The organism is Marinobacterium sp. YM272, from assembly GCF_050908845.1.
In the GTDB taxonomy this organism is placed as follows: Bacteria; Pseudomonadota; Gammaproteobacteria; order Pseudomonadales; family Balneatricaceae; genus Marinobacterium_D.
Genome location: NZ_CP194171.1, coordinates 1,932,122 through 1,954,692, shown reverse-complemented (window position 1 = coordinate 1,954,692; position 22,571 = coordinate 1,932,122). Strand labels below are relative to the sequence as shown.

At 59.0% G+C, this 22,571-nt stretch carries 26 protein-coding genes; 8 read left to right on the top strand and 18 right to left on the bottom strand.

Features of this window, described 5'->3' with window-relative positions; genetic code table 11:
- The first annotated feature begins 234 nt into the window (after positions 1–234).
- Positions 235–606 carry a thiol-disulfide oxidoreductase DCC family protein gene (locus ACQUQP_RS08695; RefSeq protein WP_432698404.1) on the top strand — a complete coding sequence of 124 codons (372 nt, stop codon included), beginning with the start codon at positions 235–237 and terminating at the stop codon, positions 604–606.
- Between the two features lie 341 nt (positions 607–947).
- Here ACQUQP_RS08695 and ACQUQP_RS08690 read toward each other — a convergent pair whose 3' ends face one another.
- The 4 genes from ACQUQP_RS08690 to ACQUQP_RS08675 all read right to left on the bottom strand — a co-directional run bounded on the left by ACQUQP_RS08690 (position 948) and on the right by ACQUQP_RS08675 (position 5,487).
- A complete protein-coding gene (locus ACQUQP_RS08690) occupies positions 948–2,324 on the bottom strand; it encodes an aspartate aminotransferase family protein (protein WP_432698403.1) in 1,377 nt (458 codons plus the stop codon).
- Between the two features lie 34 nt (positions 2,325–2,358).
- The gene (locus ACQUQP_RS08685) at positions 2,359–3,120 is read right to left on the bottom strand and encodes an SDR family NAD(P)-dependent oxidoreductase (protein ID WP_432698402.1); all 762 of its coding nucleotides are present in this window, start codon (positions 3,118–3,120) and stop codon (positions 2,359–2,361) included.
- 12 nt (positions 3,121–3,132) lie between these two features.
- Positions 3,133–3,894: a sulfite exporter TauE/SafE family protein gene (locus tag ACQUQP_RS08680; protein ID WP_432698401.1), complete on the bottom strand. Its 762-nt coding sequence runs from the start codon at positions 3,892–3,894 to the stop codon at positions 3,133–3,135.
- Between the two features lie 117 nt (positions 3,895–4,011).
- Positions 4,012–5,487 carry a PLP-dependent aminotransferase family protein gene (locus tag ACQUQP_RS08675; RefSeq protein ID WP_432698400.1) on the bottom strand — a complete coding sequence of 492 codons (1,476 nt, stop codon included), beginning with the start codon at positions 5,485–5,487 and terminating at the stop codon, positions 4,012–4,014.
- A gap of 164 nt (positions 5,488–5,651) precedes the next feature.
- On the opposite strand from ACQUQP_RS08675, the gene ACQUQP_RS08670 reads away from it, so the two are divergent.
- Both ACQUQP_RS08670 and ACQUQP_RS08665 read left to right on the top strand, forming a co-directional pair.
- Positions 5,652–6,431, top strand: a complete 780-nt coding sequence (locus ACQUQP_RS08670; protein ID WP_432698399.1) for a Mut7-C RNAse domain-containing protein — start codon at positions 5,652–5,654, stop codon at positions 6,429–6,431.
- 32 nt (positions 6,432–6,463) lie between these two features.
- Positions 6,464–7,444, top strand: a complete 981-nt coding sequence (locus ACQUQP_RS08665) for a nucleoid-associated protein (RefSeq protein WP_432698398.1) — start codon at positions 6,464–6,466, stop codon at positions 7,442–7,444.
- 5 nt (positions 7,445–7,449) lie between these two features.
- Here ACQUQP_RS08665 and ACQUQP_RS08660 read toward each other — a convergent pair whose 3' ends face one another.
- Entirely contained in the window at positions 7,450–8,787 is a 1,338-nt protein-coding gene (locus tag ACQUQP_RS08660; RefSeq protein WP_432698397.1) for a Na+/H+ antiporter NhaC family protein, read from the bottom strand.
- Positions 8,788–9,037: 250 nt separating this feature from the next.
- On the opposite strand from ACQUQP_RS08660, the gene pyrC reads away from it, so the two are divergent.
- Positions 9,038–10,075: a dihydroorotase gene (pyrC, locus tag ACQUQP_RS08655; protein WP_432698396.1), complete on the top strand. Its 1,038-nt coding sequence runs from the start codon at positions 9,038–9,040 to the stop codon at positions 10,073–10,075.
- Between the two features lie 22 nt (positions 10,076–10,097).
- Here pyrC and ACQUQP_RS08650 read toward each other — a convergent pair whose 3' ends face one another.
- From ACQUQP_RS08650 to ACQUQP_RS08640, 3 genes are read right to left on the bottom strand one after another with little or no spacing between them, the layout of a single operon-like run.
- Positions 10,098–10,361, bottom strand: a complete 264-nt coding sequence (locus ACQUQP_RS08650) for a hypothetical protein (protein ID WP_432698395.1) — start codon at positions 10,359–10,361, stop codon at positions 10,098–10,100.
- Between the two features lie 50 nt (positions 10,362–10,411).
- On the bottom strand, positions 10,412–10,645 hold the full coding sequence (locus ACQUQP_RS08645; RefSeq protein WP_104002811.1) for a DUF5062 family protein: 234 nt from the start codon (positions 10,643–10,645) through the stop codon (positions 10,412–10,414).
- Between the two features lie 58 nt (positions 10,646–10,703).
- The gene (locus tag ACQUQP_RS08640) at positions 10,704–11,921 is read right to left on the bottom strand and encodes an MFS transporter (RefSeq protein WP_432698394.1); all 1,218 of its coding nucleotides are present in this window, start codon (positions 11,919–11,921) and stop codon (positions 10,704–10,706) included.
- 194 nt (positions 11,922–12,115) lie between these two features.
- Here ACQUQP_RS08640 and ACQUQP_RS08635 point away from each other — a divergent pair, with 194 nt between their 5' ends.
- Both ACQUQP_RS08635 and ACQUQP_RS08630 read left to right on the top strand, forming a co-directional pair.
- A complete protein-coding gene (locus ACQUQP_RS08635) occupies positions 12,116–12,535 on the top strand; it encodes a hypothetical protein (RefSeq protein ID WP_432698393.1) in 420 nt (139 codons plus the stop codon).
- Between the two features lie 423 nt (positions 12,536–12,958).
- Positions 12,959–13,153, top strand: coding sequence for a hypothetical protein (locus ACQUQP_RS08630; RefSeq protein ID WP_432698392.1), 195 nt, complete (start codon positions 12,959–12,961; stop codon positions 13,151–13,153).
- Positions 13,154–13,211: 58 nt separating this feature from the next.
- Here ACQUQP_RS08630 and ACQUQP_RS08625 read toward each other — a convergent pair whose 3' ends face one another.
- The 6 genes from ACQUQP_RS08625 to ACQUQP_RS08600 all read right to left on the bottom strand — a co-directional run bounded on the left by ACQUQP_RS08625 (position 13,212) and on the right by ACQUQP_RS08600 (position 17,013).
- Positions 13,212–13,655 (bottom strand): YtoQ family protein, encoded by a 444-nt coding sequence (locus tag ACQUQP_RS08625; protein ID WP_432698391.1) that lies wholly within the window; start codon positions 13,653–13,655, stop codon positions 13,212–13,214.
- 35 nt (positions 13,656–13,690) lie between these two features.
- On the bottom strand, positions 13,691–14,290 hold the full coding sequence (locus ACQUQP_RS08620; protein WP_432698390.1) for an arylesterase: 600 nt from the start codon (positions 14,288–14,290) through the stop codon (positions 13,691–13,693).
- 39 nt (positions 14,291–14,329) lie between these two features.
- On the bottom strand, positions 14,330–14,995 hold the full coding sequence (locus tag ACQUQP_RS08615) for a gamma-glutamyl-gamma-aminobutyrate hydrolase family protein (RefSeq protein WP_432698389.1): 666 nt from the start codon (positions 14,993–14,995) through the stop codon (positions 14,330–14,332).
- Positions 14,968–15,954 (bottom strand): amidoligase family protein, encoded by a 987-nt coding sequence (locus tag ACQUQP_RS08610; protein WP_432698388.1) that lies wholly within the window; start codon positions 15,952–15,954, stop codon positions 14,968–14,970. The genes ACQUQP_RS08615 and ACQUQP_RS08610 overlap by 28 nt, the downstream gene beginning before the upstream one ends.
- Positions 15,955–15,978: 24 nt before the next feature.
- Positions 15,979–16,314, bottom strand: a complete 336-nt coding sequence (locus tag ACQUQP_RS08605; RefSeq protein ID WP_432698387.1) for a putative quinol monooxygenase — start codon at positions 16,312–16,314, stop codon at positions 15,979–15,981.
- Positions 16,315–16,422: 108 nt separating this feature from the next.
- On the bottom strand, positions 16,423–17,013 hold the full coding sequence (locus ACQUQP_RS08600) for a uracil-DNA glycosylase family protein (protein WP_432698386.1): 591 nt from the start codon (positions 17,011–17,013) through the stop codon (positions 16,423–16,425).
- Between the two features lie 296 nt (positions 17,014–17,309).
- Between ACQUQP_RS08600 and ACQUQP_RS08595 the strand changes: the two genes are divergently transcribed.
- On the top strand, positions 17,310–17,837 hold the full coding sequence (locus ACQUQP_RS08595; RefSeq protein ID WP_432698385.1) for a hypothetical protein: 528 nt from the start codon (positions 17,310–17,312) through the stop codon (positions 17,835–17,837).
- A 55-nt stretch (positions 17,838–17,892) separates the two neighbouring features.
- Here ACQUQP_RS08595 and ACQUQP_RS08590 read toward each other — a convergent pair whose 3' ends face one another.
- Genes ACQUQP_RS08590 through ACQUQP_RS08575 form a run of 4 tightly spaced genes read right to left on the bottom strand, consistent with a single transcriptional unit; the run spans position 17,893 to position 21,805 of the window.
- Complete coding sequence (locus tag ACQUQP_RS08590; protein WP_432698384.1) at positions 17,893–18,927, bottom strand: NAD(P)H-dependent flavin oxidoreductase; 1,035 nt, start codon at positions 18,925–18,927, stop codon at positions 17,893–17,895.
- Between the two features lie 52 nt (positions 18,928–18,979).
- On the bottom strand, positions 18,980–19,834 hold the full coding sequence (locus tag ACQUQP_RS08585) for a GNAT family N-acetyltransferase (RefSeq protein ID WP_432698383.1): 855 nt from the start codon (positions 19,832–19,834) through the stop codon (positions 18,980–18,982).
- 11 nt (positions 19,835–19,845) lie between these two features.
- The gene (locus tag ACQUQP_RS08580) at positions 19,846–20,775 is read right to left on the bottom strand and encodes a DUF808 domain-containing protein (protein WP_432698382.1); all 930 of its coding nucleotides are present in this window, start codon (positions 20,773–20,775) and stop codon (positions 19,846–19,848) included.
- 34 nt (positions 20,776–20,809) lie between these two features.
- Positions 20,810–21,805, bottom strand: coding sequence for an META domain-containing protein (locus ACQUQP_RS08575; RefSeq protein ID WP_432698381.1), 996 nt, complete (start codon positions 21,803–21,805; stop codon positions 20,810–20,812).
- 200 nt (positions 21,806–22,005) lie between these two features.
- Between ACQUQP_RS08575 and ACQUQP_RS08570 the strand changes: the two genes are divergently transcribed.
- Positions 22,006–22,563, top strand: a complete 558-nt coding sequence (locus ACQUQP_RS08570; RefSeq protein ID WP_432698380.1) for a flavodoxin — start codon at positions 22,006–22,008, stop codon at positions 22,561–22,563.
- Positions 22,564–22,571 lie beyond the last annotated feature (8 nt).

The window sequence follows — 22,571 nt, the reverse complement described above, 5'->3', positions numbered from 1 at the left end:
GCCGTAGCATTATAGGCTGCCTTTTACCGCCCTGCGCAGCATCAGAGCAGTCAACGACAGCCAGGGCATCGAGCCCCGCGCCAAACTCGGTGACGCCAAGACCCACTCAGCACTTTCGAGATTCTGGGTCGAGCTGATTAGTTCAGGCGCTCAACACCGGACTAAAGAGCACTGACCTGCCCTATTCGGCTAGTCTTAACCTGAGATGGGTTCACAGCAGTGTAGAGAGCGGCAATGCCCGAATCAGATAACAAAATTACCGTTTATTATGATGGTGCCTGTCCCAGGTGCAGACGGGACCGTGAGAACTATGAACGCCTCGACCCCAATGCGGACGACGAGGTGGAGTGGTTTGACATTACCGGTCGCGACGAGAGGCTGAAAGCGCTGGGTATCGACCCGCGCAAAGCACTGACCGAGCTGCACATCCGCACGGCTGATGGCCGCATCCTCTCTGAGCTGGATGCTTATCGCGTGTTGATGGCCCGCATCCCCCGCTACCGATGGCTCGGCTGGTTTATCGGCTTGCCTGTGGTCAGGCCGCTGGCCCGTTATCTTTACCACTGGTCGGTAACCCGGCGCCTCCAGCGGGAGGGGCGCCTGTAAGAGTACAGTTACAATCCGGCGCGTTTTAGACTCAAGCAACCGAGGCCTGTAAGCTGAAGCCCGGCAGGGGACGAACTTTCTGAAAATTCATCGCCCTGCCCTGTGGGGCCTCCCATCATCGGGCCGCCATCCATCATTTCCATGCCATACCCCATCATCGGGCCATAGCCCTGCATAACGGGCAGCGCAGATCCCCCGATCGAAACGCTGCCAATAGACCCGACAACTTTAGTGACACTCACCTGCAACAGACGCTGGTTTAATACGCCTCGCGATGACCAGCACAGAGCCCGGATCCGGTTCTACGCCGGACTCAATGCCTTTCTCCCCGACGGTCGGCGTCAGCCTGAACACACCTCACCAATCGCCTGATCCACCACCGCAATAATACGGTCGATCTGCTCAGACGAGGCAGTGAGTGCCGGGCTGAAGTTGAGGATATTGTTGAAGCCACTCAGGCTGCGATTGGTGCGCCCGATAATGACGCCCAGACTCTTGCAGGCGCCAGCAACGGCGATCGCCACGGACTCGTGCACCGGCTCTTTGGTCTCGCGATCCGCCACCAGTTCGATACCGGCGAACAGCCCCTTACCACGCACATCACCAATGACGCTGTGTTTCTCTTTCAGCGCATTAAACCCGGCCAGTAAACGTTCACCCTGAATGCGCGAGTTCTCGATCAGGTTTTCGCGTTCCATGATCTCGATGTTCGCCAGTGCTGCGGCCGGTCCCGCCAGGCAGCCGCCGAAGGTGGAGATATCCCGGAAGTAACCGAGGTGATCGCCCTCTTCCTCCTGCAACAGCGCAAACACACGCTCGGTGGTCACAGTGCAGGAGATCGCCGCGTAGCCGGAAGCCACCCCCTTCGCCATGGTGACGATATCGGGCTGAATACCGTAGTGCTGGTAGCCGAACCATTGCCCGGTTCGACCCAGGCCGCAGACGACCTCGTCGATGATCAGCAGCACCTCGTACTTGTCGCAGATCTCACGCACCTTCGGCCAGTAACCTTCAGGTGGCAGGATGATCCCGCCGCCAGCGGTAATGGGTTCCAGGATAATGGCCCCGACTGTGTCAGCGCCCTCCCGCAGGATCACCTCCTCGATCGCCTCTGCCGCCTGCACACCGTAGTTATCGCTGTCACCGTACTGGCTACGGTATTCGCAACAGTGAGGAACCTCGATGAAACCGGGTACAAAAGGCCCGAACTGGTCACGTCGTTCCGCCTGCCCGGTGGCACTCAGTGCGGCCAGCGTGGTGCCGTGGTAGTCACGCTCGCGGTAAAGAATCTTGTGCTTTTTGCCGGCAAAATGTTTATGCGCGATCTGGCGGACCATCTTGAACGCCTTCTCGTTGGCTTCCGAGCCCGAGTTTGAATAGTAAACCCGATCCATACCCGGCATCTTGTCCAGCAGTTTTTTGGCAAAGGCCGCCGCCGGCTTGTTGCCCATGGAGCCGGCAAAGAAGTTGAGCTCCGCCAGCTGCTCACGAACCGCATCGGCAATTTCTGTGCGACCATAGCCCACGTTGGTCACCCAGACACCGCCGGCGGACGCATCCAGGTACTCCACCCCTTCGCTGTCCCAGAGGCGCAGCCCCTCGCCGCGTACAAACATCGGCAAGCCGTTACGCGCCGCTGCGCCGGGTGTCAGGTGGTGCCAGACATGATCGCGGTCCAGCGATTTCAGAACATCGATATCGTTCATCTTGGTAGTCATAATTGGTCCTGTCTTGAGTCCTGCCTGCGATGCATCAGGCATGGCGATGTACAGAGAACGGAGACCAGGCCTGACTGACCGGCATGACCTCCAGCTGGTTAATGTTCAGGTGGGACGGCAGCGTCGCAATCCAGTACACGGTCTCCGCGATATCTTCCGGCTGAATCGGATCGGTCCCCTGGTACAGCTGATCATGTGCCGCCTGGTTGCCACCGGTGCGAACCAGCGTGAACTCGCTTTCGGACAAACCGGGCGCCAGATTGGTCACCCGCACACCGGTACCGGAGAGGTCACAGCGCAGGCCGTAGGAGAACTGCTCTACAAACGCCTTGGTGCCGCAGTAAACGTTGCCACCCGGATAGGGCCAGTGACCGGCGATGGAACCCAGGTTGATGATGCTGGCGCCCTTGCCCTGCTCGATCAGGGTTGGCAGCAGCGCATGGGTTACCGTGGTCAGACCGCTGATATTGGTATCGATCATCTGCTTCCATTCGGTCAGGTCGCACTCCTGCGCCGGCGCTGTCCCCAGTGCCAGGCCCGCGTTATTGAGTAACAGACTTACCTGCCGGAACTCCTGCGGAAGCGCGGCGATAGTGCTTTTCACCGCGTCTGCATCGCAGACATCCAGTGTCAGCGTCAGCACCTTGCACAGGGATGAAAGCTCATCGCAAATTGCGTCCAAGCGCTCGGCGCGGCGCCCGGTGAGCACCAGGTTCCAGCCCTCGGCGGCAAATCGACGGGCACAGGCCAGACCAAAGCCGGAAGTGGCGCCGGTGATAAAAGCAGTTTTAGACATTGGAGTTGCTCCTCAAAATAATTTGTACACACCCATACCCAGACCGCTGACCGACAGCAGCGTCAGGATCGGCAGGGCCACAGGGTGAAAAGACTGGGGACGGCGCCGATGAAAAGCCCACTGACCCACCTGGACGCCAAGAATCGTCGGGATAAGCAGTACCAGTACCGGGGCGATCAGGCTGGTATCGAAAACACCACTTATATAAAGCAGTAGCAGGGCAACCAAATCCGTTGCGGCCAGGAAGATCACCATCGACGCGCGCTGCACCGCAGTACTCAGGGGGACAGTCAGCAGGTAGCAGACCACCGGCAGCCCCCCCACTGAAGCGGCCGCGGTAAAGGCACCCGACACACCACCAATAGTCCGTGTCAGCCAGTGGTGTTCGCGGCTGGAGACCTGCGGTCGGCGCATTAACAGCAGCGACATCAGCAAGACGCCGATACTGATGCCTAACTTCAGGTGGGTTTCAGGCACCTGGATCAACAGCGTCAATCCAAGCGGGATGCCGATCAGAGCACCCAGGCTGAACCGGCCGATAAGCCCTTTATCCGCCGCGGGCCAGGCCGCTCCGAGCAGCCCCAGCGTGCCGATCAGATCCAGCAGCAGGATCACAGGGACACTCAGTTGCGGCGGCCATACCAGGTTCAACCCGGTAATTGCGATGGCCGCGAACCCGAAGCCTGTGTAGCCACGCACCAGTGCCGCCAGGCTGACCAGGAGCAGCGCCAGTTCAAGGTGGGGTATACCGGGATTGGAAAGGAAATCAGCCAACGCACATACCATCTGCAATGCGACGACCGGTGTGCCGTCGCGTTGCATTCACGGTAGGGGCTGGCTAGTTACGAGCGATAGATCCAGTTACCGGAGTTTGTGGGTCCAGCAGCCCCATCACTGTGCCAGGAAACGCTCCAGCGTGCGGCTCAGTTGCTCGATACCGGGATCGATCTTATGGCTTGGGATCGCCGAAAAACCCAACCGCATGTAATTGGACGGTGGTTCCTCGCCTAGAAAATGCACCGAACCCGGCTCGATCAGCACCCCGTCCCGGGCTGCCATCCAGGAGAGCGCCTCGGTATCCACGTGGTCAGGCGCCCGCAGCCAGAACGAGGATGCCCCGGCACTGGCCGACACTGTCTTCATCCCCGGCAAATGACGATCGATCGCCGTGCGCATACGTTGCAGCTTGCTGGAGTAGAGCTCGCGGATCTTGCGCAGGTAGGTGTCGTAGTAGCCCTGAGACAGGAACAACGCAGTCTGGCGCTGGTTATTGGTCGCCGGATGACGGTACATCAAACGCCGCAGCGCCCGCATTTCGGCGATCAGACTTTCATCCGCCACCATAAAGCCGATCCTCAACCCGGGGGAGATTGATTTGGACAGGCTGCCCACGTAGATCACGCGGTTGTCCGGGTCCTGGGACTTCAGTGCCGGCACCGGGTTGAGCTGCATATTGATCTCGGCATCGTAGTCGTCCTCGATCAGGATACTGTCGTGTTTACGGGCCAGCGCCATCAGTGCCTGACGCCGGTGCGGTGTTAGCTCGGCACCGGTGGGCACCTGATGGCTGGGTGTCAGGTAGATGTAGTCGCAGCCGTGCAACCGCTGGTCCACCACGATGCCCGCCTCGTCCACCGGCTGCAGGTGCAGCTGGGCATCGAAGGACTTGAAGATATTACGCGCATCGCGAAAGCCGGGGTCCTCCAGACCGACCACAGTGTCCGGGCCCAACAGCAGGTTGGCCAGCAGATAGAGGGAGTTCTGCGTGCCGATGGTGATCAGAATCTCGCTCGGTTCGGCATAAATGCCCCGCTTCGGCAGCAGCCGGGTGCGCACCTGCTCCACCAGGTAGGGATCGTCCGAATCCACGCTGTCGTGGATCCAGTCACGGGAGCCAGGGCCGGTAAGCGTCCTGCGGGCGCAGTCACGCCAGTGTTCGATGGGGAAAAACTCGTGCTGTACCTGGCCGTAGATAAAGGGGTACTCGAACGAGCGCCAGTTATTGGGTTTTACAATGTTGGGTTCTTCACTGGGCCTGCGCTTGAACCTGTGGGTCCAGAGCGCCTTAGCCTCAGGATGATATTGCCCTAAATCGGTGCAAAGCTGTTCCGGTTCGTGGTACGCCGGGGCGATAAAATAACCGCGCCGGCTCTTTGATTCCAGATAGCCTGCATCAACCAGAGCTTCGTAAATTAACACGATAGTATTGCGTGAAACGCCCAGCTGCTCTGCGAGACGCCGGGATGAGGGCAGCGCTTCGTCAACCGGCAGATGGCCCGAGAGGATCTTATCGACCAGGTGCTCACGAATCTGCTCCTGCAATGTGCGCCCGGGCTCAAAATTAATATTCAGATAGTGTTCGTTCATTATTTGCTCGAGGCTGGTACCGCGTTATGCGCCAGAATACAGCAATGCCTGTGCCACGGTTTCAAACTCAATGAGTCCCTCAATAGTCTTGGCACCGCGCAAAAGATACGCTGCAATAATTCCTCAGGCCATACCCCAGCTATACTCGCCATAGAGGTAGATTTATGGCCAAAGGCACCGCGAGAATCCGTTTCTATGCCGAGCTGAACGACTTCCTGCCCCTGCGCAACCAGATGCGTGAACTGCCCTGTCAGTTTGTTGCGCCCACCCCGGTGCGTCACCTGATCGAGTTGTGTGGAGTGCCGCACACCGAGGTTGAGCTTATTCTCGTCGATGGTGCATCCGTCGATCTGGAGTGGCGTATTTATGGTGGAGAACGGATCAGCGTTTATCCCTGCTTTGAGCACCTGGATATCACTCCGCTATTGCGGGTCCGGCCCTGCCCTCTGCGGCAGATCCGTTTTATTGCCGATGCCCATCTGGGCCGGCTGGTGCGGGATCTGCGCATGCTGGGGTTCGATACGCTGTTTAACCCTGACTGGGATGATGCCGAACTGGCGCGCATCAGCGCCGATCAGCACCGCATCCTGCTCACCCGTGACAAGGCACTGCTGATGCGGCGGGCGGTAACGCACGGCTGCTACCTGCGCCATCGCCCTCCCTTCGCCTTGCTGGCCGACCTGATGGATCGGCTGGACCTGTGTCGCCTGATTAACCCGTTCACCCGCTGTATCCGCTGCAATGCGCTGGTCTCACCGACAAGCACTGAGGATGCACAGCCCGACCTGCCCAGGGACCGGGGCGGAATCGAGCCGCCCTTCTACCGCTGCACCGGCTGCCGACAGGTGTACTGGAAAGGCAGCCATTATCGCGCCATGCTGAAAAAAATCGCCCGGCTCTGCCCCGTTTCGACTATCGGAACCGACCCTGACACTGAGGTATAATTCCGCCCCGTTTTATTTCAGCCGGAGCTCTCATGTCTGTATCCCAAGCGATCATCCACCGCCTGACCCGCGAGAGCGGTGACAAGTCCTACAGCCTCAGCGACAAGCCACTGGACCTGACAGACACCGAGAGCCGCCTGCTCAGCGAGATCAAACCGCTGTTTGTGCGCCGCGCCAGCAAGCGCTACGGCTGCTTTTCCAACGAAGCCGATGTGTTCAAGGGACTGGTGGTGAACTGGCTCGGCGATACGCTGAACCTGGTCTCTTTCAGCCAGAAAACCATCGAGTACCTGGCGATCGCACTGGAAGAGCAGGATGTGGAGTCCGACGGCTACTGGCTGTTTGCAGTGGATGAACAGGAAGCTGGCCGCATCCTCTGGCTGGCCCAGCTGCGCCAGCGCGAGGGGATCTTCATCAATGGCGATAACAAGCCGGACGCCTGCGAGTATATCGACTTCAGCAAGCTGGGCTTCTGCGCCACGCTGAACCTGGACCAGGTACACCAGCCCGGCGAGCATAAATTCCTTACCATCAGCTTTGGCTTTGGCGAGCGGCCGATGCAGAAACTGATGATGGACTTCCTCAGTTTCACCGACACCGTGGACACCACCGCAGACACCGAGCGATTCATGTCGCTGGTTGAAGATTACAGCCGCGATATGCCGGAAGACACCGGCAAGCGCTACCAGAAAGAGGTGGCGGAATACTGCATAGAACAGGTCAAAAACGGCGAGGCGGTGAACTACCGCGAACTCTCGGGTGAGATCGAGAGCCAGGCGCCTACGGGCCTGGACCGTTACATCGAAGAGCGCGACCCGGAACTGAAGGAAGCCTTCATTCCGGATCGTTCCAGCCTGAAAAAGTATATCCGTTACAGCGGCCGCAGCCGGGATGTATCGATCAGTTTCAGTAACGAATCCCTGGGCAAGAACATCACCTTCGACCCGAATGCGGGCACCCTCACCCTGAGCGAGCTGCCTGCCGCACTGGTCAAGCAGCTCAAGGGCGAGTAACCGGTTCAGGCGCTCTGACTGGCTGGCTGGTCCTTAAGCCTGGGATATCCGATAGCGATAGACAGCAGCGCCACCAGTCCCAGCAGCCAGCAGTAATAAATATTGCCGATCAGCGCCAGCGGCGAGAGCTTGGCGGTGGACGCCGCCAGCAGCACCTGGGCACCGTAGGGGATCAGCCCCTGCACCACGCAGGAGAAGATATCGATCAGGCTGGCACTACGGCGCGGATCCACATCGTGCCGCTCGGCGATATCTTTTGCCAGGGAACCAGCCAGCAGGATCGCCACGGTGTTGTTGGCGGTGCAGACGTTGGTCACTGCCACGGCGGCACTGATACTCAGCTCACCGCTGCGCTTGCCCGGCTCACCACGCCCGAGACGACTGATGCGGTCGATCGCCCCGGAAACCCAGGCCAGGCCGCCCTGGGATTTCATCATCGCGCCAAGGCCACCGATCAGCAGTGACAGGATCAGGATCTCCTGCATACCGGTGTAACCGGCGTAAATATCCTTGGACCACTGCGCCAGACTGTAGTCCGGCGTCATCGACAGACCGACCCCGCCCGCCAGCAGAATACCGACAAACAGTACCAGCATCACGTTGACACCCAGCACCGCCAGCACCAGCACCAGCACAACAAGGTACGGCAGCACGCGAATCAGATCGTAATCCCCCGGAGCCTCCACGGTGGCGGAACTGCTCTGCAGCCAGAGCCAGACCAGGGTCAGCAGCGCCGCCGGCAGCGCAATCCTGAAGTTCAGTTTGAACTTGTCGCGCATGGCGCAGCCCTGGGTCCGGGTCGCGGCGATGGTGGTATCGGAGATTATCGACAGGTTATCGCCAAACATGGCACCGCCCACCACCGTCGCCACGGTCAGCGGCAGCGACAGTTCAGTGGCTTCCGCGACGCCAACCGCAATCGGCGCGATGGCGGCGATGGTCCCCATGGATGTGCCCATGGAGGTGGCCACAAACGCCGCGATCACGAACAGTCCCGGCAGTACCAGTTGTGGCGGAATCACGCTGAGACCGAAGTTCACCGTGGCATCCACGCCGCCGACCGCCTTGGCCACACTGGCAAAAGCACCGGCGAGCAGGTAGATCAGCACCATGGTGATAATGGTGTTATCGCCCACGCCCTCGATAAAGGTATTGATCCGCTCGTTCAGCGGGCCGCGCGCCAGGAAGACCGCCAGCACGATCGCCGGCAGAATCGCCACCGGTGCGGAGATCTGATAGAAGGCAAACTCAACGCCCTGGGATTGATACCAGAGGCCGCTACCAACGAAAAAAAGCAGGAACAGCGCCAGCGGCGTCAACGCCAGCGGAGAAGGTTTATCCATGATGAGATTGTCACCCTGTATGCTCTGCCCGGCCTGATAAGACCAGGTGAAATAGATAGGTTTTCCGGGATCCACCGGAATTTAGGGTGGTTAATTATACAGTGATCAAAAAATATCACTAATACCTTATCGTAATACTCAGGTTTAGCCCGGTCATATCAGGTAGCCAACAAGACGCCGCCTGGAGGATTGTCTATAATCTGCAGCCACTTCCAAACGCGAAATCCACCCTGGCATCGAGAGACCAAACATGACTGAACGCCTTACGCTGACCCGCCCCGACGACTGGCACCTGCACCTTCGCGATGGTGACGTGCTGCAACATGTAGTACCGGCCACGGCGCGTCAGATGGGTCGGGCGATTGTCATGCCGAACCTCAAGCCGCCGGTCACCGATGCCGAGATGGCGCTGGCCTACCGCGAGCGGATCCTGGCGCAGGTACCTGAGGATGTCGATTTCGAACCGCTGATGACGCTTTACCTGACCGACAACACCACCCCGGAGATGATCGCCGCGGCAGCGGCCACCGGTAAGATCGCTGCGGTTAAACTTTACCCGGCCGGCGCTACCACTAACTCGGCGTCTGGCGTGACCGACCTGGGCAAGCTCGATGCCGTTTGCGATGCACTGGCAGAAGCCAAGATGCCACTGCTGGTTCATGGCGAGGTCACCCACCAGGACGTCGATATCTTCGACCGGGAAAAACGCTTCCTCGATGAGATCCTGACCCCGCTGGCGGTCAAGCACGACAACATGAAGCTGGTGGTGGAACATATCACCACCCGTGACGCTGCAGAGTTCGTCACCAGTCATGGCGATAACGTAGCTGCGACGATCACCGTGCAGCATCTGGCCTACAACCGTAACCACATGCTGGTGGGCGGTATCCGCCCGCACCTGTTCTGCCTGCCGATTCTCAAGCGCAATATCCATCAGGATGCACTCCAGGCGGCAGCGATCAGCGGCAGCCCCAAGTTTTTCCTCGGCACCGACTCCGCTCCTCACGCCAAGGGCGCCAAGGAATCCGCCTGTGGCTGCGCCGGCTGCTACAGCGCTTACGCCGCAATTGAGCTCTACGCGGAAATCTTCGAAGACCTGGGCGCACTGGATAAACTGGAAGGATTCGCCAGCCACTTCGGGGCCGACTTCTACGGACGCGAGCGCAACAGCGACACCATTACGCTGGTGAAATCACCCTGGGAAGTGCCGGCTGAGATGCCGTTCGGCAGCGATATCATCGTACCGCTGCGCGCCGGCGAAACCCTGCGCTGGAAACTGGAAGACTAACAAAGCAGAAATGACGGGCGGCTTATTCGCCGCCCTGTTTGGTTGGGGCGTCCACACTAGTGGAAGTCTCGCCCAGCTTGTGCAGTGCATCCAGCACCTCGGACAGCGGAGTGGACCGTCCGCCGCCCATGTTTTCCTCCTCGGCGACTTCGCTCTCCCGGGCATCAAACTCCCAACACCTGAGCACCTTGATCTTCTCTTCGCGACTCAGGCGCGTATCGTTGAGCAGATCCGCGGGTGTATCGTAGCACTTGGCTGGATCAAGCATCGCCTGTTCGAAGCTCATTGATAACCTCCTCAATCATTGCTGGCAGAGGAACAGGCTCGTCATCAACATCAGAGATGCGAGGCCCAGAGCGCCAAACGGTGGCGCATGGTTTTCTGCGAGACCTGTTCTTCAGGCATCGGCTGAATCACCTTATCGTGTACCAGCAGTCGGTAGATGTATTCGATCTTGAGATCCGCCGAGTCACCCGGTTCAAACTCCACGGCACCGCGTTCCTCGCCGTACTTAACGCCCTCTTCTATCGCCTTGCGCACCAGTTCCTTCTCGTTTTTCAGTTTTTTCATCGCGTCACTCCAAGACTCACACAGACTCTGATGTTCAGGATAGACGCTAACAGCAGCTTCAGTCTTCTACCTCCGCCAAAACCGGCACCAGCTTGTGCTGGCGATAGGCGATAACGAACACCGCGAAACCGGTCAGTGCCGTGGCTGCACCGACAAGACCGGTGCTGCTCCAGCCCAGCCCGGCCGAAACCGCCATGCCGCCCAACCAGGGGCCCAGTGCGTTGGCGACGTTGAAGGCGGAATGATTGGAAGCTGCCGCCAGGGTCTGGGCTTCGGCGGCGACATCCATCAGATGCGTCTGCAACGCCGGGGACAGCGAGACCATGGAGCCCACCGCAAAGGCGGCAAGCAGCATGGTGACGATATTCTGCGTCGCCAGCGGGAACAGCAGCAGAATGCCGGTGCTCCAGAGCAGCAGCCAGCCCACCGCCTTGAACTGAAGCCGATCGAACAGCCAGCCGCCGGCGATGTTACCGGCAATACCACCGGCGCCGAACGCGGCCAGCGCCACCGGTATCCAGGCCTTGGAAACCCCGGTCACTTCGAGCAGCGTCGGCGCCAGGTAGCTGAAGACACAGAACATACCGGCGAAGCCCACCGAGCTGATCGCCAGCGCCAGCCACACCTTGGGCTGGTTAAATGCACGTAACTCGCGCACCGGATTACTGCGCTGTTCACTGCGATTGAGCGGCAGGTAGAGACTTACCAGCAGCACGGTCAGCAGCGCAATTCCCCCCACGAGTCCGAACGCGTAGCGCCAGTCCATCACCTGCCCCAGCCAGGTGGCCAGCGGGTTACCCAGCAGCATGGCGATGGTAAGTCCCATCAACACCCGGCTGACCGCTTTGGCACGCTGGTTAGGCGGTACCAGCGACGCGGCTACCAGGCAGGCAACGCCAAAGTAGGCACCGTGCGGCAGACCGGCCAGAAAACGGTACAGCAGCAGGCTGTGGTAGTCAGGGGCCATGGCGCTGGCGAAATTGCCCAGCGCGAACACAATCATCAGCAGGATCAGCAGGTGGCGCCGGAACAAAAGCGCACCTACCACCGCCAGCAGTGGCGCGCCCACCACCACACCCAGGGCATAGGCGCTGATCACATGTCCTACCTGCTGCTCGGAGATCGCCAGCCCCTCGGCCACATTGGGCATCAGACCCATGATCGCGAACTCTCCGGTGCCGATGCCGAAGCCTCCCATCGCCAGCGCAATTTGAATCAGTAGCACCGCCCGGCTAGAGTAAGCGGGCGAATTATCGGCGCCTTCGATCGGCTTCATCGTCATCTCCTTGGCAACAGAAAAGCCGACCATTATGGTAAAGAATTAGGGTCTCTTAAAGTGATTAAGGCGCACGGATCCTTGATCACCTGACCTCGCAAGGCGTTGAATTCTGCAGAAAACCGGACAAGCAGCGGATTGATCGGTACTATTTGCCCTCGACCACCCACAAACGCAAAACAGAGTTGCTGTTTATGAAACTGAACGACCCCTTTGGTCGCATGGCGCGTCGCCGCGAACGAGAATATGAATCGCTGAAACAGGCACTGCTCAAGGCGGGCATGACCGACGAACAGAAGGCGCGGGAGCTGATCGAGAATCTCGCCAAGCGCAGCAAGACCGGCATGATGGTGCTGATTCCGCTCGTGGTGATCCTTGCGCTCCTGTTCCGCGAATACGCCATTTTCGTCCTGGCATTCGGTGCACTCATCCTGCTCTGGCTGTTCAATACCACTCGCCGTGGCCAGGACTATATCGGCCGCTACATAGAAGACGTATGCAGACAACCCGGTGAGACCCAGGCGGACGACGAGCCTGCGGAACAGGCGCTGGTACAGCAGCATGATCCCCGACAGCAGGACGATAGCGGCCCCGAGCAGCCGCCCAAAGCCTGATTCAGGGCCCTAAGGCCCAGCGGCGGGCGAACAGCCCGCCACACTCCCCGCTCCGCTGTATTGATCCATGTCAACAAAACAACATTTGTCGCACCCGCTCTGAAGCTTTCGCAACATCGGCCCCGGGCCAGCCTTGCGCGCTTTTCCGCACCATCCCGCCACCGCCCGCATAATTTATTGATTTTGATCAATAAAACAGACCGCTCCTAACGGGTGCCATATTGACAGCCAGGCTGGTACGCGACTTGCGATAGAGAAAACAACATGACAGCGCTGCACGACAGGCGAATTCCCCCTCGCCACATCGAACAGAGCGGGGTTGGAGTGGCGGGCTCCACACCCCAGTCATGCCCCGGCGGATGCCGGGACGATCCACCATTGAATAATTAATCAGCAATTAGCGAACAGTCAGGAGTAAAGGTTATGGCCAAGTACTATCTGCACCTTGAAGCCAAGGAAAGCGCGGGCAACCAGATCCATGAATCCCAGTGTTCCCACATGCCGGAGAAGGCGGAGCTGCGCTATATCGGATCCTACTCAAACCCGAAAGCGGCCGAGTACGATGTAAAGATGTTCTACCCCCAGGTTAGTTACTGCCCGGACTGTATCGGGCAGTAATCCGGTTTCGCGCCGCCAGGTTCAGCTTCGACTCTCTTCAGGCCTGGCGGTGCGTCCCTTACTGGGCGCTGACGACGTATTCAAGCACCTCGATCACCTGCTGCGGCGTCTGCGCCCAGGCCATTGCAGCCGCATCCACCTCCTTGAGCGGGTGCACAATATCGGCACCGTGCAGGGTGATATAGGGTTTGCCCAGCGCGGCACAGAAGCCGGCATCAAAGGCGGCGTTCCACTGCTTGTACTTGTCACCAAAGCGGACGATGGCAAGATCGCACTTCTCGATCTGGGTCTTGGTACGCATCGCATTCACCTTGGCGGACTTGTGATCGCGCCAGAAACCGCTGCTCTCTTCACCAAGCACATCACCGGCGGCATCGCTGGCGTCGTGGTTGGTAACGGCTGAGGTAAAGCTGATCGGCAGGTTCTTCGCCTTGCAACCCTCGATAATCTGTTCACGCCAGTCGGTGTGGATTTCGCCCGAAAGATATACGTTCCAGCTCATTGTTCTCTCCTCGTTTGTTATTGCCAGGTCAGGCACTAGAGCGCGCCTTCCTGTTGCAGGTGTTGATGGATCAGCTCCGCCAGACGGCGGTAGCCCTCGGCATTGAAATGAACCTGGTCCGATTTGTAGGCCGGTTCACGCAGCAGATCGGCAACCGCACCATCAAGATAGGCAACGCCATACTGCTCTGCGAGTTCGCCATACAGAGGCGCGGCGCTGGAAAACAGGCTTTTCTGCGGCACCCCGATCAACAGCACATCGACATCCTCGTTCTGCGCCTGCTCGATCATCTGCGCAAGATTCGCCTTGGTACGTGAAAGGTCACGGTTGCGCAGAATATCGTTACCGCCCTCGAACAGGATCAGCAGCGCCGGACGTTCCCGCTCAAGCAGCTGTCCCAGGCGGTGCACGCCTTCGGAAGTTTCCTCACCGGAGATACCGGCGTTGATCACCTCTCGCCCGCTGATATTAGCGAGCACACTGGGGTAGCTTTGTGCTTTGTTCACGCCGTAACCGGCGGTCAGGCTGTCGCCAAACGCGAGAATGCGGGCGTAATCACTTAGCGGGCTGAGCTTGTCATCGCCACACCCCGCCAGCGCAAGAAAAAGCAGCCCCAGTACCAGAGCACGAGCCATCGATAACACGGGCACTCCTGATCACTTATGAATAGATAATTAACTTACGCGCGACACCAGCCAGCGGAACAGGGCAAACTGGGACGGCAGGTAAAACAGATACTCCGGGTGCCACTGCACACCGATGATCGGCTGGCCATCGGTATGCTCCACCGCCTGGGTGATCAGATCCAGATCCCTGCCGACCACTCTGAGCCCTTCGCCGGTGTCCCGGATCGCCTGATGGTGCAGGCTGTTAACGCGCAGGTGCAGTTTACCGCAGAGCCCCGCCAGTACCGACCCTGACGCCACATGCACCTGTTTGGTGGGCAGCAGGCCAGGACGGTTATAGGTCCGCTTGCGCAGCGGGCGAATATCCTGGTGCAGATTGCCACCCAGCACCACGTTGATCAGCTGTGCGCCGCGACAGATACCAAGCAGCGGGATACCGGCGTTCATCGCCCGGTTGATCCACTCGATCTCGAGCTGGTCGCGCTCCGGATCCAGTTTAACCTTGGCATCGATATCACCTTCGTAGTGCTCCGGGCCGATATCGTTGCCACCGCCGATCACCAACGCATCCAGGTGCTGGCCACTGGGCGGATGGCGCACGCTGATCCGCTCAGGGATCGCCCCCGCAAGTCGCAGCGCCAACGCCGAACACCACCAGCTCGGCGCCCAGCGGCGCCCGTTACCCGTTACACCAACCCGTGGTCTTTCAACCATGCGTCGACAAACTCCACCCAGCTTCTACGGTTAACGCCGATTAACGGTATACGTGCATCCAGAAAGGCCTGGCCCAACTCATCCAGCGCTTCTGGCTGGTCTGCCAGTGCTTCCACCACACACCAGAGATTCCATGAGTCCGCCAGCGACCATTCCGGGCGCTCTATCTGGCAGTTGGGGAGCCGGTAGTGGAAGGTGGGACGGGCCTTGACCTTGGCATCGCCCACGGCACGCTGCACCCGCTGTTCATCCAGTTCTGCCAGTAGCGGCAACAGATCCAGGGCGCGGTTGCGGGTTGGGTTGTGCTCAAGATAAGCGGCGAACAGCGCATCCATATCCGGCTGATCCTGCTCGATCAGCTCAACCACGTAGGCTTCGGGATAAAGGCCGATGTAGGGGCTGATCTTGCGGGCTGTGTTGACCTCGTGCGCCTCCACCAGCCACCACTGCAACAGGCTGAACGCCTTGAGATAGGGGTACAGACAGCTGGCATCCAGCGTCGGAATTTCGGGGTTGATATGCACGCCATAAGCGGCGATCAGGGACTCTTCAGTGCCCTGGGCACCGAGCTTGCGCAGAATATCGATCAGCGGATCCAGCCGCTCCAACTGGTCCATCGCCACCGGCGGACAGACTACCTCCACCGGCACCAGAAGACTGGCCGCCTGACTCAGGGGCTTGAGCCACTCTTCCGGCTGCCCACTCTTTTCGCTCTCCGCCGCCTTGCGCTTGAGGAAGGCCCAGTCCAGCTCCACGGTCAACTTACCGATGGAGGGTATTTCAAGCACCAGCTCCGCTTCTGTCTGGTAAACCACTCTGCCGTTCAACTGCTGATTCAGCGCATCGGCTGTTTCATCCAGGGTAACGCCGGAAAACTCCAGCTCAAAACCGACCTGCCGGGTTTCACCATCCTCCCGTTCAAGCCGGGGCGGTTGTCTGTAGGTTGCGTGGCTGCTCATAATTAAACTCCGCAGACTGCCGGATCAGGCAAACTCCTCCGGCTCGTCGGTGTAGATGCAAACGTTCCAGTCTTCGGCCAGTCCATCCTCGGCTTCACAATAACGGCTGAAGAACTCGGCGATTTCCGCACGCTGACAGTGCTGCTCAAAGCTCGCTAAGTCACGCCAGACTTCATGGAACACAATCGGGAAGCTGCTGCCCTCCGCAAACGGACTCTGGATATGGCGGGTGACCCGATACTGCACACAGCCATCCTCGCGCAGCGTGTTGGGCTCCAGCGACTGCAGTACCGCGAACAGCTCTTTCTCCTTGCCCGGGCGCGGCTTGAACTGAGCCGTGCAGTAAACCAATGATGACATCTGAGCTCCCCCTGTGTAATCCATTGAAAGTTAAGCTTTACATAGCCAGAGTGACATTTCACCCCATAGACCTCAGGGGATCACGACTGGCGCTTTCGCATCGTGGTTTCAAGCGCCCCTATGCTCCCGCACCAACGCGCTTACCCTGCCCTGAAGCTCGGGCAGGAGTTCGGTCTCAAACCAGGGGTTACGCCTCAGCCAGAGATTATTACGCGGACTGGGGTGTGGCAGTGCTGCCAGTTCCGGCCAGGTCGCCGGCCAATCCCTCACGCGCTCCGTCAGCGTGCGTTTATCCCGGCCAAAGTGATACTGCTGGGCGTACTGCCCGAGCAGGAGGGTCAACCGGATATCAGGCAGTTGTGCCATCAACCTGTCCCGCCAGGCGGGCGCGCACTCGGGCCTTGGCGGCAGGTCGCCGGACTTTCCGGTACCCGGATAGCAGAACCCCATCGGCAGAATCGCCAGCAAGGTCGGATCGTAGAACTGTGCGCGGCTCAAGCCGAGCCACTCTCTGAGGCGATCGCCACTGGCATCGTCAAACGGCAGGCCGGATTCATGGGCGCGGCGGCCAGGAGCCTGCCCGACGATCAGAATACGGGCGAAGGGTGCTGCCTGAAGTACCGGCCCGGGCTCCAGGGGTAGATGCTCTTCACACAGGCGGCAGGCATCTACCTGCTTAATCAGGTCGTCGAAACTCATAACTAACGGCTCGATCGCGTTGGCAAATCCACACGCATGGCAACACCCGCCAAACAAGGAAATATATTCATGTGAGCAATCCGATAAACCACACCTCCTATAATTTAGCTTGAAGGCCGCCCCTTAACCCGGAAGTGGAGGTAAGTCATGTACAAAATAAAAAAGCACTCAGGCCATCCGGCCTGACAAGCACCCTGCTGATAGCGACCCTGATATCGGCTCCGGCAGCTCTTGCAGAGGGGTGGTTTGACCTCTCGGTTACCGGTGATACCGGTCTGGAGCGATCACTAACAGCGATGAACGAACACCTGCAGCTGCAATATGCCGAAGATGACCGGATGGCCGCACTGGTTGAACCACACCCCTACGACTTCGCCACCGTAGCGGTCGCATCCAGCGATGTACCCTCTATGCCCGATATTTTTCATGACTCGGACAGCCGGGCTTTCGGTCCGCCTGTCTCCGATGGTAGCTCCCTGGAGGCGAACCTCGATCTGTTGAACTACGCGATGGCAACACGCGGCGACGATCTGTTTCTGCAGATAGCGGCAGATGCCTCAGGTAATCAACATACTTTCGCAACCGTTGCGCTCTCGATAGATACAAACAATGCGGTCGAACAATATCAGTATGCGCTACTCGATGGAGGCAAGGATTTTGGAAATACCGTACAGGACGATGCCTCCCTGGAACGCAGCATCACTCAGCTGAACCAGTTCCTGAACGAAACCGACCTGCGTAATCAGATACTTGCCGGCGCCGTTCCCGAAGTCACTGGGGCCAGCATGGACAGGTATCTGGCATCGGCCCACCTGTTGTACTGATTATAAAAACGGATATCCCCCGATCCCGGCGCCTGACAGTGTCGGGATCTTTTTGTCAGGAATCAGACAGCAGTCGCGTCAGCTCGGCAGCGGGAATCTCGCGGCACTGGCTGGCGTTCTGACCCGCCCAGAGTGGAGAGAAGTCGCCTGAGCCCTGCTTTTCAGCAACGCTACGTAAGGGTGTGATTGCTGTGGACGCCAGAGGAAATGCCGGAGCATCGGTGCAGATTGGTCCAAGCTCATGAATCGCCCGGTTAACTATGCCCCGTGCCGGTCTGCCACTGAAGATATTGGTCAGCGCCGTGTGACGGGCAGCCTCACTCTGCAGCGCAGCACGATGGATCGCCGAAATTTTAGTCTCGGGGCAGCAGAGATAGGCGGTACCGAGCTGCACGGCTTGCGCGCCCAGAGACAGAGCCGCCGCAACGCCCTGCGCATCGGCTATACCGCCCGCCGCGATAACCGGGCAGGAAACCGCCTGCACAATCTGCGGCAGCAGTGCGAAGGTACCCACCTGGGTGGTCAGGTCATCACTCAGGAACATGCCGCGATGACCGCCGGCTTCCAGCCCCTGGGCGATGATCGCATCAGCGCCATGCTGTTCAAGCCAGAGCGCCTCCTCCACCGTGGTCGCTGAAGAGAACACCAGCGTACCCCAGCCTTTAATCCGCTCTACCAGCTCAGGCGCAGGCAAACCGAAGTGAAAGCTGATAACCGGCGGACGATAGGGTTCGATGAGATCGGCAAGCTCTGCGCTAAAGGGAGCGCGCCCTGCACCCGTCTGGATCGCCCGGGCGTCGATACCGTATTCGGCGTAGTAGGCGCCCAAACGATCACGCCACGCCTGCTCCCTTGCCTCGTCCGGCTGAGGCTGTTGGTGACAGAAAAAGTTGAGGTTATAGGGTTTATCCGTGCTACCACGAATCTCCTTCAGCTCGGCTGCAAGCGCTTCAGCACTCAGCATAGCGCAGGGCAAGGAGCCGAGGCCCCCCGCATTGGACACCGCGATCGTAAGCATGCTGCCCTGCGCACCGGCCATGGGAGCCTGGATGATCGGTAACTCGATCCCTAAACGCTCGCAAAGCTTCATGATCATTCCTTGTGCAGATCAAAAGTCAGGTAAAAAGTAAGCCGAAAGCCTATCACCCGATCTCGAATGAGGTCACGCCGTAGAGCCTGTCCAACGGTAGCTCCGGCGTATCGCCGGTATACATACGCGCGGTTTCAAACACCGGCTCCATGCCGGCAGCTTGCGCCAGCCCCACCGCTTCAAGGTTGGTATCAGGGAGGTCCAGATAGATCTGTGCCCCAACTGGCACCGTCTGCTGGAGGTCGTTGAATAGCACCTCAGCCAGTTGCGGAGAATCCGCATAAAGCGGTCCTATTTTAAATCCCTCACGACAGGGCCTTATCACGCCATATCCAGCCAAGCGTCCCTGTTTCCGCACACCAAGCGCTGTGGCACCGGGTTGATCGATCCAGCTGGCCAAAAACTCTGGGCGCGCAACAGGGAAAAACGGCTTGTCGTAGTCAAGCAGCTCAGCCAGGTCAGTAACAGACAGAGGAAAACTGGCCGCTGCCGACTCACACTGGGCATGACGAGCCTGACCGGCATAACGCACATTATTCCAGGCAAACCGGAAGCCTGAGCGGGCATAGTTCGACTGCTGGGCAACGACACCGTCCAGCGCAATATTGCAGCCTGCCAGATAATCCATACCGGCCTTCCAGATCTGCATACCCAGCCCACGCCCACGATATTCGGGCTTCACGATATAAAAACCGAGAAACCCGAATTCATCGCTATAGCGCACCCCGGACAGGGTAGCGACTGGCTCCCCGTCCAGAAGCGCCAGCAGGAATCCCTTGGGGTCCGCCGAGAAATAGCAGTCGCCGTCGTGGAGCCCCGGGTTCCATCCCTCCTCGGCCGCCCAGTCCATCATCAGGCCGAGTTCATGCTTTTGCATCGGCCGAATGACCAGGCCGGTGTTCTTCATGCGCGCCTCCCTCAGTGTGCGTTTCGCCCCAACAGCGGATTCACCACGCGCTCGATCACCAGAAAAACCAGACCACCGGCGGCGATACCCAGGGCGGCATTAATCAACGACGGCAGCACGCCGTTCACTATCGCGGCGATTGAAGGTAAGCCGGACGCCGTTTCCTCGATAGTGTGCAACAGCTCATGAGAGCCGGGAATACCGTGAACCAGGATACCGCCGCCCACCAGAAACATGGCCGCGGTACCGATCACCGAAAGCGACTTCATCAGCCAGGGCGCGAGTCTCAGCAGTCCACGGCCAAATGTTGCACCGATACCGCTTTTGCCCTCTGCCGACAAAAACAAGCCGGCATCGTCCAGCTTCACAATCCCCGCAACGAGCGCATACACACCGACGGTCATCGCCAAAGCAATAGAAGACACCACGGCGACCTGCACACCAAAGCTTGCGCTCTGCACCGTCCCCAGGGCGATAACGACAATCTCCGCGGAGAGGATAAAGTCGGTGCGGATCGCACCCTTGATTTTGTTTTTCTCGAAATCGCGCATATCCACGCTATGGTCGGCAATAGCCTTTAGCTCCTTGGCATGGGCAGCTTTGTCCGGCTTGAAGCTGTGCAGCACCTTTTCAAAACCTTCAAAGCAAAGGTAGGCACCACCGATCATCAACAGTGGTGTGATCAGCCAGGGCGCTATCACAGAAATCAGCAGCGCTGCCGGCACCAGGATCAGCTTGTTGATGATGGAACCTTTGAAGACCGACCACACCACCGGCAGTTCTCGGTCCGCCTTGACGCCCGAGACCTGCTCGGCATTCAGCGCCAGGTCATCACCGAGCACACCGGCGGTCTTTTTGGCCGCCACCTTGGACATCAACGCGATATCATCCAGCAGCGTGGCGATATCATCGATCAGCGCGAGCAGACTGGTTCCTGCCAAGAGGTCTCTCCTTCCCTGTAAACGTCATTAAGGCTTATTTGCGCGATACGCACTCTACCGACTCAGCACCGAAGGTAGAATACTGGGCTCGATCCCCCTTACTCCAGAAGCTGATATTCCTCCCCTCGTAACGGGCGCCACTGGCAGATAAAGCGTGATACAGCAGGTGCTGCTCGGTACCGTCACCCAAAATCAGCGCCGGCATCAGTGTTTCGTTATAGAAGTACGCAGTCAGCAGACGCCCATCCTCGCAACTGTAAATGGCCGGCGCCGGGACCATGGTGCTCCCGGTCTTGATCTCCAGTTCGGTGATACGCCGTTCATACGCTTCACGGGCACAGTCGCCGATATTTTCAGACTTCCAGCACTCATCACGACCTTTGATCCAACCCCGCTGCGTCGCTTTCAGCGTTGGGATCTCCTCTTGCGGAAAACTGTCCAGCGCCTTGCGGTACAACTGATCAAGACGACGATCCAGCCCTGCCAACTCTGCATCGCTGCAGATCAGCTCCTGCACGCTACCCTCGGCACGGCCGCAGTCAAAACTCGGTGACACAGCGCTGGCAAATTTGAGGATGGACCCATCGGCCATTGTCGCCAGGTAAAGGTTAGTATCGCGAAGCACATAGGAGCGCACATAACTCAGATCGGTGAGATACCGATTGTCGATACTGCCATCACCGCAATACATTTTGGTCACCGCCACCGGCCCCATGCTGATTCCCGAGGGTGGCGTATGCTCCCAGCTACCGAAACCGCGGTTACAGTCAGCCAGCACCTGTACCTGCCCGTCTTCCTTGAACTCCAGCGTATAGCTGTGGCCTTCACGGGGCGTGTACAGGCTGTCATCCATGGACTGGATCTCCACCAGCGTCCAGGTTTTACCGGTCAGGGCCTCTATACCTGCGCCCTGTCCGTTCCCAACCTGGACCGCGGGTTGAGTGGCGTGATCAGCAGTCTGCGTCGCCGCACAACCGACCAGCAACGCGCCCAGCGCAAGGACAGATAACGGCTGAATCCTTTTCATCATCGCTCTCCGATCAAAGAACTGAATAGCTTGAAACCGGGCTGAATTATGGCTCATTTAGTCGCACCCCGCCTCCCTGGCCAGCTGGTACAGCGCTTGCTATCAACCCTGACAAGCCAGCAAAACTCCACCAACCCGCCACAAATGCGCTCGGTTATTTACCATAGAGAGCGACTTTGTCGGTTTTACGACAGGATAACCGCATGAACAAAATCGGCATTTTTTTCGGCACAGAAACCGGCACCACCCGCCTGATCGCCAAGAAAATCTACAAACTGCTCGGCAGCGAGATCGCCGACAAGCCGCTCAACGTCAACCGCATCACGCCGGAGGATATGCTCAAGTACGACGCCCTGATTCTCGGCACGCCCAGCTATGGCGAAGGCGATATTCCAGGCAAAGGTGTATCCGGCTGCTTCGAACCCAACTGGGGGGAGTTTCTGGCGCAGTTTGGCTCGCCCGATCTCAGCGGCAAGCGCATCGCCATGTTTGGCCTGGGCGCCCAGGAGCGCTACTCCGAGCGCTTCGCCAGCTCGCTGATGGCGCTTTACCAGAGATTCGCCATTCAGGGCGCAACGATGGTCGGCGAGTGGAGTACCGGCGGTTACACCTTTGAGTATTCGGCGGCTGCCATCGTCGACAGGTTCGTTGGCCTGGTGATCGATCAACGCACCCAGGGGATGCTGACCGACGCGCGGCTCGAACAGTGGGTCGAGCAGATCAAGCCGCAGTTGCTGGAAATGCTCGACTCTGCAGCTTAAGTCCAGCT

Bases quoted from the DNA above. Each gene is read 5' to 3' on its own strand.
- ACQUQP_RS08635 (WP_432698393.1), top strand. From the start codon at position 12,116: ATGAAACTGAACGACCCCTTTGGTCGCATGGCGCGTCGCCGCGAACGA.
- ACQUQP_RS08690 (WP_432698403.1), bottom strand. From the start codon at position 2,324: ATGACTACCAAGATGAACGATATCGATGTTCTGAAATCGCTGGACCGC.
- ACQUQP_RS08590 (WP_432698384.1), bottom strand. From the start codon at position 18,927: ATGAAGCTTTGCGAGCGTTTAGGGATCGAGTTACCGATCATCCAGGCT.
- ACQUQP_RS08675 (WP_432698400.1), bottom strand. From the start codon at position 5,487: ATGAACGAACACTATCTGAATATTAATTTTGAGCCCGGGCGCACATTG.
- ACQUQP_RS08605 (WP_432698387.1), bottom strand. From the start codon at position 16,314: ATGTCATCATTGGTTTACTGCACGGCTCAGTTCAAGCCGCGCCCGGGC.
- ACQUQP_RS08575 (WP_432698381.1), bottom strand. From the start codon at position 21,805: ATGATGAAAAGGATTCAGCCGTTATCTGTCCTTGCGCTGGGCGCGTTG.
- ACQUQP_RS08695 (WP_432698404.1), top strand. From the start codon at position 235: ATGCCCGAATCAGATAACAAAATTACCGTTTATTATGATGGTGCCTGT.
- ACQUQP_RS08570 (WP_432698380.1), top strand. From the start codon at position 22,006: ATGAACAAAATCGGCATTTTTTTCGGCACAGAAACCGGCACCACCCGC.
- ACQUQP_RS08670 (WP_432698399.1), top strand. From the start codon at position 5,652: ATGGCCAAAGGCACCGCGAGAATCCGTTTCTATGCCGAGCTGAACGAC.
- ACQUQP_RS08610 (WP_432698388.1), bottom strand. From the start codon at position 15,954: ATGAGCAGCCACGCAACCTACAGACAACCGCCCCGGCTTGAACGGGAG.
- ACQUQP_RS08650 (WP_432698395.1), bottom strand. From the start codon at position 10,361: ATGAGCTTCGAACAGGCGATGCTTGATCCAGCCAAGTGCTACGATACA.
- pyrC (WP_432698396.1), top strand. From the start codon at position 9,038: ATGACTGAACGCCTTACGCTGACCCGCCCCGACGACTGGCACCTGCAC.
- ACQUQP_RS08600 (WP_432698386.1), bottom strand. From the start codon at position 17,013: ATGAGTTTCGACGACCTGATTAAGCAGGTAGATGCCTGCCGCCTGTGT.
- ACQUQP_RS08645 (WP_104002811.1), bottom strand. From the start codon at position 10,645: ATGAAAAAACTGAAAAACGAGAAGGAACTGGTGCGCAAGGCGATAGAA.
- ACQUQP_RS08640 (WP_432698394.1), bottom strand. From the start codon at position 11,921: ATGAAGCCGATCGAAGGCGCCGATAATTCGCCCGCTTACTCTAGCCGG.
- ACQUQP_RS08595 (WP_432698385.1), top strand. From the start codon at position 17,310: ATGAACGAACACCTGCAGCTGCAATATGCCGAAGATGACCGGATGGCC.
- ACQUQP_RS08625 (WP_432698391.1), bottom strand. From the start codon at position 13,655: ATGAGCTGGAACGTATATCTTTCGGGCGAAATCCACACCGACTGGCGT.
- ACQUQP_RS08665 (WP_432698398.1), top strand. From the start codon at position 6,464: ATGTCTGTATCCCAAGCGATCATCCACCGCCTGACCCGCGAGAGCGGT.
- ACQUQP_RS08630 (WP_432698392.1), top strand. From the start codon at position 12,959: ATGGCCAAGTACTATCTGCACCTTGAAGCCAAGGAAAGCGCGGGCAAC.
- ACQUQP_RS08685 (WP_432698402.1), bottom strand. From the start codon at position 3,120: ATGTCTAAAACTGCTTTTATCACCGGCGCCACTTCCGGCTTTGGTCTG.
- ACQUQP_RS08615 (WP_432698389.1), bottom strand. From the start codon at position 14,995: ATGGTTGAAAGACCACGGGTTGGTGTAACGGGTAACGGGCGCCGCTGG.
- ACQUQP_RS08660 (WP_432698397.1), bottom strand. From the start codon at position 8,787: ATGGATAAACCTTCTCCGCTGGCGTTGACGCCGCTGGCGCTGTTCCTG.
- ACQUQP_RS08620 (WP_432698390.1), bottom strand. From the start codon at position 14,290: ATGGCTCGTGCTCTGGTACTGGGGCTGCTTTTTCTTGCGCTGGCGGGG.
- ACQUQP_RS08585 (WP_432698383.1), bottom strand. From the start codon at position 19,834: ATGAAGAACACCGGCCTGGTCATTCGGCCGATGCAAAAGCATGAACTC.